This window comes from Rhodococcus opacus (assembly GCF_012396235.1).
GTDB lineage: Bacteria > Actinomycetota > Actinomycetes > Mycobacteriales > Mycobacteriaceae > Rhodococcus_F > Rhodococcus_F opacus.
The window spans coordinates 1-12,718 of the sequence record NZ_JAAXPA010000017.1 but is presented as its reverse complement, the minus strand read 5'-3'; the positions used below and the strand labels follow the sequence as shown (position 1 = coordinate 12,718).

The 12,718-nt window shown below is 65.0% G+C and carries 7 protein-coding genes and 2 pseudogenes; 2 read left to right on the top strand and 7 right to left on the bottom strand.

Translation table 11 applies throughout. From position 1 onward, the window contains the following. Positions 1 to 218: 218 nt before the first annotated feature. Entirely contained in the window at positions 219 to 1,709 is a 1,491-nt protein-coding gene (locus HGB39_RS22035) for an SEC-C domain-containing protein (protein ID WP_005572023.1), read from the bottom strand. A 227-nt stretch (positions 1,710 to 1,936) separates the two neighbouring features. On the opposite strand from HGB39_RS22035, the gene HGB39_RS22030 reads away from it, so the two are divergent. Next, the gene (locus tag HGB39_RS22030; RefSeq protein ID WP_168442940.1) at positions 1,937 to 2,815 is read left to right on the top strand and encodes a universal stress protein; all 879 of its coding nucleotides are present in this window, start codon (positions 1,937 to 1,939) and stop codon (positions 2,813 to 2,815) included. 320 nt (positions 2,816 to 3,135) lie between these two features. Here HGB39_RS22030 and HGB39_RS22025 read toward each other — a convergent pair whose 3' ends face one another. The 6 genes and pseudogenes from HGB39_RS22025 to HGB39_RS22000 form a co-directional block, all read right to left on the bottom strand. Further along, on the bottom strand, positions 3,136 to 3,396 hold the full coding sequence (locus HGB39_RS22025; protein ID WP_081276435.1) for a WhiB family transcriptional regulator: 261 nt from the start codon (positions 3,394 to 3,396) through the stop codon (positions 3,136 to 3,138). Positions 3,397 to 3,519: 123 nt separating this feature from the next. After that, on the bottom strand, positions 3,520 to 5,253 hold the full coding sequence (locus HGB39_RS22020; protein WP_248949583.1) for a sigma-54-dependent Fis family transcriptional regulator: 1,734 nt from the start codon (positions 5,251 to 5,253) through the stop codon (positions 3,520 to 3,522). A 177-nt stretch (positions 5,254 to 5,430) separates the two neighbouring features. Continuing rightward, positions 5,431 to 7,310, bottom strand: a pseudogene (locus HGB39_RS22015) (propionyl-CoA synthetase). Positions 7,311 to 7,477: 167 nt separating this feature from the next. Beyond that, complete coding sequence (locus HGB39_RS22010) at positions 7,478 to 7,789, bottom strand: EthD family reductase (protein ID WP_005564687.1); 312 nt, start codon at positions 7,787 to 7,789, stop codon at positions 7,478 to 7,480. A 116-nt stretch (positions 7,790 to 7,905) separates the two neighbouring features. Continuing rightward, positions 7,906 to 8,967 (bottom strand): alpha/beta fold hydrolase, encoded by a 1,062-nt coding sequence (locus HGB39_RS22005; RefSeq protein ID WP_005564689.1) that lies wholly within the window; start codon positions 8,965 to 8,967, stop codon positions 7,906 to 7,908. 37 nt (positions 8,968 to 9,004) lie between these two features. After that, complete coding sequence (locus HGB39_RS22000; protein ID WP_005564691.1) at positions 9,005 to 10,645, bottom strand: flavin-containing monooxygenase; 1,641 nt, start codon at positions 10,643 to 10,645, stop codon at positions 9,005 to 9,007. 1,409 nt (positions 10,646 to 12,054) lie between these two features. Between HGB39_RS22000 and HGB39_RS21995 the strand changes: the two are divergent. After that, positions 12,055 to 12,579, top strand: a pseudogene (locus HGB39_RS21995) (transposase); the annotation flags it as partial. Positions 12,580 to 12,718 lie beyond the last annotated feature (139 nt).

The window sequence follows — 12,718 nt, the reverse complement described above, 5'->3', positions numbered from 1 at the left end:
CGCCGCCTGAAGCCTGGTTGGGTCATCCGTCCGCGGTCGTGCCGGTATCCGAGTCGGACACCTCGCTGCGCTACGAACCCGGTGGACACGCACGGGCACGGGCGGAAAACCCGCTCAACGACGCCCACCGCACTCGCCCTCCCTCGAGCAGCGGGCCACGGTCGTCACCTTTGGGCAACGACGTCGCCGGGTTCGGTGCGTGGGCGGCAGCCGGAAGCCTAGAGTCCTAATGCTTCCCGCAGTCGCCGTACGCTCATCGCGCCCGGCCGTTCCTCCTGCGGGAAGGAGTCGAGCAGCCGGATCAGGTCGTCGCGGCGGGTGGGGTCGGCGGCGCACTCGCGCGGGGTGTGATCGCCGAGGGCGGGGATCGAGTCGTCGAGCCACTGTTGCTCGTATCCGCGGATGTGCTCGTAGAGTGCCGTCGCGATCGCGGGATCCTCGGGGTCGACGGGGTGTGTCGACCGAACGTTTTCCTGAGCCTGAGCCTGAGCCATCAGCTCGGCTGCCGGTGTCCGGGTCTGCTCGCGCAGTCTCGCCCCGGGATCGGCGGCGCCCACGGCGTCGACCAGCGACTCGAACCGCGGCTCGTTCATCGCCTCGACCTCGAGCACCCAGGGGTCGGTGTTCCGGGCCAGGTTCAGCACGCCGAGCACGCTGCCCTGCTCGGTCCAGGTCCACCGGTCTGCGTCGGCGGCGCCGAAGCGGCGACTGAGCCTACGTCGGATCCCGGCTGTGTCGGACACCTCGAACACGGCCCGGCACGCCACCATCGGGTGCCCGTCGGGGGTGACCAGCCGCGGCGGCGCGAACCGAGCGCTGAGGAACTCGACGAGATCCTCGGGGTCTGTGGATTCCGAATCGAGCAACTCGATCAGCCGACCACGCTGTCCGGGCTCGATCGGTTCGATGCCGCCGAAGATCTGCATCGTGGAACCGGCGGGAACGACTCGGGCGCAGAAGAAGTCGCCGGCCCGCAACTGCCTGCTGGCGGTCCCCTCGGTGACCTCCAGGCGGTCGCCGGTGCGCACGTCGCGAAGCGTCACCCCCTCGCCCGGACGCACCGCCTCCACCTCGTGCACCGACCGCTCGGCGAGCAACCACTGCTGCGCGAGGAGCAGTTCGTCCGCGGGCAGTAGCACGCCGCGCTCGGCGACGAACCGCGCGAAGGCTCCGCATTCGAACATCACCACATCCGCGACCAGCGGGTCGTCGAGCGCGTGATACAGCGCGAACGGATCGTCGTCGTGCGAGGACCGAATCTGGGCAAGCGAGATCAGCAGCGGTCGCCACTCGATGCCCTGCGCGAACGAGCCCGCCTTCTGGTACAGCCACCCAGCCCGCTGCTCGAGTGGGTGTTCGGCCTTGCCGAGGTGGCACGCCTTGTACTTGCGCCCGGATCCGCACCAGCACCGATCGTTGCGCCCCAGGTCCGGCCGGTCGACAGGAAGAAACATCTGGAGCAGGTCGTACAGGGGTTCGCGATACGCACCCTCGACCCGGTCGAGCAGCCCGATCGCCCGCACCGCGTCACCACGATCGGACGCGAAGCGGGCCAAAGCCTCGAGCGCCTCGTCCCAGCTCGGGTCCACGGACACGGCCCGCTCGTAGTGCCGCTCGGCGTCCGCGGTCCGCCCGTCGAGTTCGGCCGCCTTGCCCGCCAGCCAATGCGCGGTCGGGGCGATCTTGCGGGGACCGCGGTCGCGGAGCACCGCGGAGGCCAGGAGCAGGGTTTCGGTGCCGGCGTGGCAGGTGGCGTACGCCTCGCCGAACGCGGCGCGGGCCGCGTTCGGGCGGGCACAACGGCCACCGTTGACATCGTCGGAAGAGTAGGGACTGGCAAGGCCGCGGGTGGACCTCCGCCCCGAAGGCGACGACCATGGATCTCAGGACAAGCCCTCCCACCGTGCCACCACCCGCCCAGAAGGTAGGAAACAACATGGCTGCCGACCGTCCGATCGTCGTCGGAACAGACGGATCACCGTCATCGCTGCAGGCAGTATCGTGGGCCGCGAAGGAAGCGGCACTGCGGAACTCTCCGTTGACGGTGCTCACCACGATGCTCCGTCCGGGCGTCTACGGCGCACCCGTCGGCCTTCCGGCCAGCTTCTTCGAAGAAGAGGAACTCGAAGCCAAGAAGAGGTTGGACAGGGCTTCCGAGGTCGCAGCCGACGCGGTACCCGGTCACTCGCTCGAAATCCACACCGTCCTCGGCACCGAGACACCGGCCGGTGAACTTCTCGAGCATGCGAAAACTGCGCGCATGGTCGTCGTCGGGGCGAACCGGCAAGGAATCATCGAAAGGATGTTCCTGGGCTCGGTCAGCTCTGCCGTCGCCACCCACGCACAGTGCCCCGTCGCCGTCATCCGCGCCGCGCCCGACGCCGACATCAACGCGCTCGCAGGATCCGTCGTCGTCGGCGTCGACGGATCCGCGCACACTGAACCAGCTGTCTCCATGGCATTCGAGGAAGCCGCATTGCGGCAGACCGAACTCGTGGCCGTCCACGCCTGGTCCGACGTCAACATCCCCTTCGCCTTCGAGGACGGCGACCCCGTGTGGGTGCAGATCGTCAAGGACGAAACAGCCCAGTTGTGGAAGTACCTCGCCGGCCATGCCGAGAAATACCCGGACGTGACGATACGCCCGGTCGTCGTCATGGACGAACCCGCACACGGCCTGCGTGAGGAAGCCGAAAATGCGCAGTTGCTCGTCGTCGGCAGCCGCGGGCGGGGCGGGTTCGCGAGCATGCTGTTGGGATCGGCCACCAGGGCACTGATGAACTCGGTCAACCGCCCACTCCTCATCGTCCGATAGCCGCCCCGCCCGCGGCCCATTGCCGGCACAAGTTTCGAGGTGAGTGGTGGTGGTGTTCGACAAGTTCGCCGACCAGGCACGCAGAGCAGTTGTGACCACATCCGCGAAGATTTCAGCGGCGTGTGTTTCAGCCATGAAGACTCCTTCTCATAATTTCGTCAACCGGCGGCGGGCTCGCTCAGTTGTTGTCTACGTGAATGCTCAGGCCGGATTCCTACGGCGCGAGGGGGCTAGTCACCGCGGGTTTTGATGCCGAAACTTGTGGCGAGTGACCCGGCGGAAGATTGCGCGAGCCTCATTTGCGCCGTGGCTTGTGCGGATCAGCATTGACCGCCCCGGCCGGAACGCCGGTTTGGACCGCCGCGCAACACCCTTCTTTCGTTGTTCCGATCGCTTTCCGTTGTACCGCCCCATACGCCGTGCTCTTGGTACGTCAGCGCATGGGATGCGCAATCCTGGCGTACTGGGCAAGGTCCGCATATCGCGCGAGCAGCCCGCTCCCGCCGAATCTTTTCTCCTGTGGTCTCGCCATCATCTGCGAAGAATGTGTCCGGACCGAGGAACCGGCATCTTGCAGACAGTTGCCACTCCCACTAGAACCAGCGGGACAGGTTTATGAAGATTCACGACACCCTCGGTCGTGATCGTCGACTTCCGGCGTCGAGACACCGGATGTCTGGACCGATGAGCCTGCGCCGAGGAGGTCACAGGTGAATGCCGAAGGTGTCGATCTTTCGATAGAGCGACGACCGGGCGATCCCCAGTGATTTCGCGGCTGCCACGCGGTTGCCGCCGGATTCGCGGAGCGCCACCACGATGGCATCGCGTTCGGCGCTCTCCATCGTCGTCATCGTTCGCCGAGGCGCCGAATTGAGTGCGGGTGGCAGGTCGACTGCGGTGATCACCCCCGCCGGCTTGGCGCGGAGTGCGTGCTTGAGCGTGTCCACGAGTTCGGTGATGTTGCCCGGCCAGTGGTATTTCTTCAGCACCCGTAACACGTCGTCGGGGATGTCGGCGTCGCGGTGAGGTGCGAGCTGCCCCAAGCACATTCGAATGATTGCCGGTACGTCGCCGGGATGGTGTCGCAACGCGGGGACATCGATTGTCGTGGTGAAGTGTCGAGCAAGGGCGGAGTGCAGGAGCCGATCTCCGTCGGTGGACGAGGTGGCAACGATCCACCGTGCCGGATAGCTGCGCTGATCGGCGGACACCACATCGGAGACGGCCTGGTCCAGGCGTGCGTCGAGCAGGTCGATATCGCGGAGAACGACGGTGGTGGCGGCGGAATCCAGCGCGCTTCTCAGGCGTTCCTCGACGGATTCCGTGGGGTGACAGTCCACGACGGCAATCGGTGCTTGGGGGTTCTTGTACAGATGTGCCCCGCGCGCAAGGGTGAGCCTGCCGCTTCCACCTTCTCCCCTCAGGATCGTGTTGGCATCGGTGGATGCGAGTGACATCAGCTCCCTGCTGCACCGGGTCCATTGCGGTGAGGATCCGGTCGATCCGGGCAGCGCAGGAACCCTGCGGTGGTGCGTGATCGAGGACCTGGGGTGCGGAGACCGTTCGACTTCGAGGATCACTCCCGCGACCTCGGCACCGTCCTCGACGAGGTTGCGCTTGACCGTGATGGTGCCGCCCGAAGGGAGGTGAAGGGCGAGCTCGGTGATCCGCGAAGGACCGAGCAGCGAATGCGCTTCCTCGCGGAGAAACGCCTCGTCGATCGGATCGAGCAGACGAGAGCCGATCGAGTTCGACATGAAGACACCACAGCTCAGTGAGTACACCGCGACCTGCCGACGCCGACATGCTGCCAGGAACTCTCCCAGCACGACCTGTTGCTTCGCCGATCCGGTCGACCGGAGTGCGGACTCGATGTCCCGGGCAGCTCCGAGGGCGAGTTGACGGATCAGCGGGTTCGCCTCTCGGGCGAGACCGGTGATGTCGATCAATCCTTCGACCCGTCCGAGGATCGGATTGTGGATGGGTGCGCCGGCACAGGTGAAATCGTGGATGGCCTCGTGAAAGTGTTCGCGGCCGTCGACATAGACGGCCATGCCGGTCTCGAGGGCGGTGCCGACACCATTGGTGCCGATGACTTCCTCGGAGTAGCTGAACCCCGGCGCGAAAAAGACACTGTCCAGCTTCGCGGCAAGGGCAGGATCGTTGTCGCGGCGCAACATGACCTGGGCGTGCTCGTCGGTCAGCGCGACGCTCAGCGACATTCCGGACAGGTCGTCATGGAGGCGATCGAGGATCGGTGAGGCGCATTGCACTAGCCGACGACGCAGGTCGAGGTCCTCGACGAACTGGAGACGAGGAGGACTCGACCCGTCCGGCACCACCCCCGCCCGGCGCGATCGCTGCCACGACTGGGCGATGAAGGTCGAGACTTCGTCCGTTGCGGACAGGGATGAAGTGGGGCGACGATCGGTAGTCACTCGCCGCCGCCGGTGGTCGCTGTCCATCAAATCTCCGTCCTGGTGTCTCCGACGCACCCCACTACTGTGTCGCAGGTCACTTTCCCTGAGTGTCCCAGAATAGGACATCGGAAACCTGCGTCGACCCGCGACCGACCGTCCGGGCGGATGCCGGCACTGCGGATTCGCAGCGCCGAGCTATTCGCCGCGGAGCGCCGGTCTCAGCGCGTCGAGCACCGCAGGGTCCTCGATGGTGGAAGGGACCGGCTCGTCGTGGCCGTCGGCGATGGCCCGCATCGACTTGCGGAGGATCTTGCCCGACCGCGTTTTCGGCAGTGCCTCCACGATGGTCACCTGCCGGAAGGCTGCCACGGCGCCGATGTCTCGACGCATCGCGGTGATCAACTCGCCCCGCAGCGTGTCGTGGTCGATGTCGATTCCATCCTTGAGTACCACGAACCCGCGCGGCAGTTGACCCTTCAGCCGGTCGGCCACGCCGATCACCGCGCACTCGGCCACCGCCGGGTGCGCCGCCAGCACCGCCTCCATCGACCCCGGGGACAGCCGGTGCCCGGCGACGTTGATCACGTCGTCGGTGCGTCCCATCACGAACAGGTAGCCGTCCTCATCGAGGTATCCGCCGTCACCGGTGAGGTAGTAGCCAGGGAACCGCGTCAGGTAGGACGCGACATACCGTTCGTCGGCGCCCCACAGGGTGGGCAAGGTGCCCGGCGGCATCGGCAGCTTCAGACTGACCGCGCCTTCCTGACCGGGCCCCATCTCGGTGCCGTCCTCGTCCAGAATCCGCACGTCGTACCCGGGCACCGGCACCGACGGTGAACCGGCCTTGATCGGCATCGGTTCCAACCCGCGCAGGTTCGCCGCGATCGGCCATCCGGTCTCGGTCTGCCACCAGTGGTCGACCACCGGTACGCCCAGCTTGGCCTGCGCTCACCGGTAGGTCTCGGGATCGAGTCGCTCACCGGCAAGGAACAACGACCGGAACTTCGACAGATCGTAGTGCGCCACCTCGGCCACCTCGGGATCCACCTTCATGACTGCGCGCAGCGCGGTAGGGGCGGTGAACAGGGCTTTCGCTCCGTATTCGGAAATGACCCGCCAGAGGGCGCCGCCGTCGGGGGTGCCCACCGGCTTGCCCTCGTAGAGCACCGTGGTCGCACCCACCAGCAGCGGCGCGTACACGATGTAGGAGTGGCCGACCACCCATCCCACATCCGACGCCGTGAACCACACGTCACCGGCATCGATGTCGTAGATGTGGCGCATCGACCACGTCAGCGCCACCGCGTGGCCACCGTTGTCCCTGACCACCCCCTTGGGTTGCCGGTGGTGCCAGAGGTGTACAGCACGTACAACGGGTCGGTTGCCGCGACATCCACACAGTCCGCCGGCTCGCTGCCCGCCATCAGTTCGCCCCAGTCGATGTCCCGCTCGGTCATCGTCGCCCGGGCCTGTTTGCGCTGGAACACCACGACATGCCGAGGCGGGGTTGCCACCGCCGCCATCGCGTCGTCCACGATCGGCTTGTACTCCACCACGCGTGAGGGCTCGATGCCGCACGAGGCGCACACCAGCACCGTCGGCTCGGCGTCGGCGATCCGCGCCGCCAACTCCTTCGCACCGAATCCGCCGAACACCACCGAGTGCACCGCACCGAGCCGGGCGCAGGCCAGCATGGCTATCGCCACCTGCGGCACCATCGGCATGTAAATGACCACCCGGTCGCCCTTGCCGACCCCGAGACCCGCCAATGCACTAGCGAAACGTGCTACTTCGCTCGTGAGTTCGGCGTAGCTGTACCGCATCCGCTCGTCAGCAACGGGGGAGTCGTAGATCAGTGCCGGCTGCTCACCCCGGCCGGCCTCGACGTGCCGATCCAGCGCGTTGTGGCAGGTGTTCATGACCCCATCGGGAAACCACCGGTAGAACGGGCGGCTGGCGCCGTCGAGCGCCCGGGTCGGTGCGTGCGACCAGTCGATCGCGCCGGCGGCATCGAGCCAGAACTGCTCTGGATCGGACAGGCTCGCGGCGTAGGTATCGGCGTAGGTGTGGCCCATCTCGGGCACCTCCTCGTCATCGTCGCCGACTCGCGCAAAGCGTGAACGGAGCTCGTGGAGCGGCAACTTGGGAGCGGACATTGCGTGTGACGGGTGGTGGCGGAGCCACCGAACGGCGCATCCCGGACCGCGGGGCGTTCACGGTCCGGGATGTGCGCCGCCTCAAGTCAGGCGGAGGGGATGAAGTCGTCGGTGACGAACAGGGTGGCTCCGCCGGTGGCGAAGTTTCCGATGTCGGCGGCGGCGGCCTGCCCTTCGGGTGAGGCGAGTCCGTCGTCGAGTGCCTGCCGGGAGTCGAAGCTCAAGACGGCAACGAGGTGGTAGGGCGCCTGCGACTGGTCGAGGGCGCTGACCTTGCCGGCGTGCCAGGTGCGAACACCGGGGATCTTGTCGGCCAGTGGGCGATGGGTGGTGCTGTAGTACTGGTCGAAGGACGCGGGTTCGTCCGGGTGGCCGTAACAGACGATCAGATGATGCATCGATTTTCTCCGAAAGGGTTGTCAGACAGCAGGATTATTGGACTCGGGCGACCGGGTGGTTCGCGGCGGATGAGCTGGCTGTGTCGATCAAGCTCGACGCCGCGCCCGGCCCGGCTTCAGACCTCGATGTCGAGGAGGTCCCCGAGGTGCCGGTCGATCTGGGGCATGTAGGTCGTGGATACACCGAACAGACCCAAGTGGCCAAGGGTGTCCTCGACGACCCGCAGTTCGCTGTTCTTGATCAATTCCTGCTCCGGGGCACAGTCCCGGACCGGGAACAGTTGATCCTCGTCGATGGGAATGACGAAGGTCTTGGCGGTGATGCGGCCGAGTGCTGCCGCCAGGTCACCGCCGGTATGTCGGGCGACGTCACCGCGCTGCCACGCCCACGACTGCGTGAGGAGCGCGTTGGGGTCCATCGCAGTGAAGTAGGGCTCGAGGAATCCGCTGAGGAACGCCTCCTTGGAGTCGAACTCCATCGCCCGCCACACCTCGTGCTTCCAGAACTCGGTGGAGAATCCGACGATGGCCCAGATGTGGGCCTGCCGGATGAGCCCGTCGACGACCTGTCCGTTGGAGGTGTATTCCCCCCCGTTCCAGCCCGGACTCGACTGGATCGCTTCGCGCATCGCCTCGGCGATCAGGAAGTCGCCCGGCGTGTTCTGTGCCGTGCCCGCAATCGGCGCGGCGCGCAGCACCTTGTCGGGGAAGCGCACCGCCCACTCATAGGTCTGCTGGGCGCCCATCGACCCGCCGGTCACCAGCGCGAGGCGTTCGATGCCGAAGTGCTCACGCAGCAGTCGCTCCTGCGCGACCACGTTGTCACCGATGCGGACGTGCGGGAACTTCGACATCGCAATACCGGCGTTGGCGCCGGCGGCATTGTGCGGTGAGACCGACAGCCCGCTGCCGATCTGGTCGATGCAGACGATGAAGTACTTCTCCGGATTGAGCGCGTGGTCGGGACCGATATAGACATCCCGCCAGATCTGGTGCGTACCCGAATACCACGTCGGGATGAGGATCGCGTTGTCCTTGGCCTCGTTCAGAGCGCCGAAGGTTGCCACCGCCAGCTGGCAGTCGGGGATGGAACCGCCTTCCTCCAAGTCGAGTCGTCCGATGCCGATCACTTCGTAATCGCCATGAAATTCACTTGTGTAGTACGGGTTCTCGATCACTGTCGTCCTCCTATGGGCCGATGAAGTGGGTGTCGGATCAGCTCAGTTGAAAACCCTTGTACCCGGCGGCTGCCGCGGCGAGGGTCTTCTCCCGGTAGACGCCGACTCCGCCGATGTAGGACAACACTCGCCGCGGCTTGCCCGGGACGTTGGCGCCGTTGTACCAAGAGTTCGTCTTCGAGACCAGCGTGGCGTTCGCGGTCTCGTCGTGATGGGCGACCCACTCGTCTTCACCGGCCAGCGTCGGCTCGATGACGGTGTGGTCGTGCGCCCGCATGTACCGAATGCATTCGGCGATCCACTCGGTCTGTTGCTGCAGGCAGGTGGTCATATTGCACAGTGCCGCGGAAGGCGCCAGAGGGGCACCGGTCGTGAGCATGTTGGGGTAGCCGTGAACCATCAAGCCCATGGTCGTGCGGATGTCGCGATTCCAGTCGTCCTTCAGTGCCCGGCCGCCGCGCCCGCGGATGTCGATCCGCGTCAAAGATCCGGTGCCGGCGTCGAAGCCCGTGGCCATCACGATGACGTCGACCTCGTGCAGCGTTCCGTCGGCCAGGACCAAGCCCTGGGGCACGATCCGGGTGATCGGGTTGTCGCGGACTCCGATGGCCTCGACGTTCGGCCGGTGATAGGTCTCGAGGTAGTTCGTTTCCAACGGCACACGATGTGTTCCGAAGCCGTAGTCGGTGGGGATGAGCAGGTCGCACAGGTGGGGATCCTGGAGCCGTGCGCGCATCTTGCGTCGAACGAACTCCGAGATCTCTTCGCTGATCTCCTCGTGGTAGAACATCTCACCGAACGAGGCGAGCCACAGCTTCAACGAGCCGTTCTCGTAGATCTCCTCGAGTACATCGTTGCGCTGCTCCGGTGTCAAATCCGCCCACACGTGCTCGAAGTCGTACTCGAAGCCGCTGAACGTATTCGGCAATGTTTCTTTCAGCTCGGCGAACCGGCTCTTGTACGCCGCCACGTCTGACTCGTCGAAGGTGGGGTTCTTCATCGGGAGGGCGTACTGAGGTGTGCGGATGAAGACCTTGAGATGTTCGACCTTGTCGGCCACGGTCTGGATCACCTGGATGCCGGTGGCACCGACGCCGATGACGGCGACACGTTTGCCGTCGAGATCGGCGCCCTCTTTCGGCCAGCGGGAGGTGTGGAAGATCGGCCCGTTGAATTCTTCCTGGCCCTCGAACAGGTACGACATCGGAGCCGAGAGCATTCCGCTGCAGGTGACCAGGAACCGGGTGGTGATCGTCTCGCCGCGATCGGTCCGCACGATCCACTTGTCGGCCCGCTCGTCGTAGTGCGCACTGGTGATCATGGTGGACAGTTGGATGTCGCGGCGAAGGTCGAGGGTGTCTGCGACGTAATGCATCCAGCGCTCGATCTCCGGTTGGCCGGGGAAACGCTGGCTCCAACTCCAGTTCTTGTACAGCTCTTCCGAGAACAGGTACTGGTAGATGTACGCCTCGGAATCGAAGCGGGCACCGGGATAGCGGTTCCAGTACCACGTGCCGCCGACGTCGCCGGCGGTGTCGTAGGCCCGCACTCGCAGACCCTGTTCGCGGAGCTGGTGCAGCTGGTACAGACCGGCAACCCCCGCGCCGATGATCAGCGCATCCAGTTCGAGCGATTCCGTTGCCGAAGTTTCCGTGGGCGCAGAAGCCGTAGTCGACATCTCATACCTTTCTGTGGTTCAGGTCACTGAGAAGTCATTTTTGTGACAACCGCCGCCGCCAGCTGTCCCAGCTTCGGACAGTTTCCAGGCGGTGTGCCAAAAGGAGTGTGGACCTAGACCGTCGCTTCGCGACCCAACCTTCGAACCCGCAGGGAACCAGCAGTGTGACGCCATCCTCGTCGGGTTTTTCGAGACGGGGCGACGGGAAGCGAGTGATCGCGGAGCGCTTGTGGCCTTCAGCCGATCTGGTCGACGAACACATCCGGAGCGATCTATCCGAGTTCTCCGGGGTCACACACCAGGAGGGACGAAACAACCGACGAGATGTCGGCGGGGGTGACGTACGTCGACGCCGTTGCTCGGTCCCTCGGCAACGCGCTGAGGCGTGATTCCCGCGTCCTTCTGCTCGGCGAGGACGTCCATTGCCTGAACGGCGGGATCAACGGGGCGACGCGCGCGGCCTTTCCGAGCAGTCCAACCGCATAATCGGCACACCGATCAGTGGGAACGGTTTGTGGGTGCCGCTGGAGGGCTCGCGATGATGGGTCGATACCTGTTGCCGGCGCGGCGCTCGGTGAGCTGCTATAAGAGCGCGGCAACTTGGACAACGCCGAACACCTCCTTGACGAAAGCCATCAACTCGGCTCCGAAGGCGGGGTTGTGGACATCATGCTGATCACCTACGGAACCGGGGCACGGATAAAGGCGCTACGCGGCGACATCGACGCCGCCGCACGACGCCTCGACGAGGGAGCCGGAATTTCTGCGTCGCTTTCGCTCCCGCGCCTTGCAGCGCGGATCGAGAACGAACGAATTCGGTGTGGCCTTGTCGATGCCTCCGGCAGTTTCGCCGTGCGAACCCGCAGCGAATCCGCCGATGCCCAATCTCGATCACACCCCGCAACACGATGGCATCGTCGTGATCACCGAGGAACTTCGAGAAGACTCCTCGATACGTCTACTGCTTCACGACGGATCCCCGCAACAGGTGGCTCTCGCGTGTACCCGCGCGGCGGCACACGCGCAGCGAATCCCGCACGAACGGCGTAGAGCGCGTCTCCAGGCCCAAATACTGCTCGCTTCCTGCCTTTTCGCGGCGGGCGATCGATTCAGCCAAGGAAGTCGTTGCACCTGCGGTGAGCAAATCCGCCGAACTTGGGCTCAAACAGTTCCTCATTGAGGGCGGACCACAGATGCCCGCACTCGCAAGGAACCTACTGACGGACAAAGAGCGCAACCCGTCGGCATGGCCCCAACTCGACACCGCATTTCTATCGGAAGTGTCCAAACGGTCAACAATCGGATGACCGCCCATACTTAGACCGTATGTGGTGACTAGGGACCGTCAGAAGAACGGTTGATCCGGATCTGGCCGACACGCCGAGCTAGCTGGGCGAGAAGGCAAGACAATGACCGAAACACTTGAACCTATGGATCAGCTGAAGATTGACCATCAGCAGTTGGCTCAGCAACTGCTCGCGCAGGCAAAAGCCGAAGGTGTGGAGCTGGTTGGCCCGAACGGACTGCTCAACCGGCTCACAGCGAACGTTCTGGAAACGGCGCTGGAAGCCGAGATGGATGAGCACCTCGGATACGAGAAGCACCAGGTCGAGGGGAGAAATGGAGGGAACTCCCGCAACGGGCGACGAGCGAACACGGTGCTCACAGAGATCGGGCCAGTCGAGATCGAGGTCCCGCGAGACACCGACGCCTCCTTCGAACCGCAGATCGTCAAGAAACGGCAGCGACGCCTGACCGGCGTCGACGAAATCATTCTGTCCCTCTCGGCGAAGGGCCTGACCACAGGCGAAATCGCCGCCCACTTCGACGACGTATACGGCGCATCGGTCTCGAAAGAGACGATCAGCAAGATCACCGACAAGGTCCTCACGGAGATGACCGACTGGTCTGTCCGCCCCCTCGACTCGGTGTATCCGGTGGGGGTCCCTCCCTGCACGTAGCCGGCTATAGGTGTTGTCAAGCGGGGCTCTGGCATGACTTCACGCCGCTCGGTCGAAATGCGAGCGTATTGGTGTGCGGCCTGGGCCGACCGGTGGTCGTGCTGTTAAACGG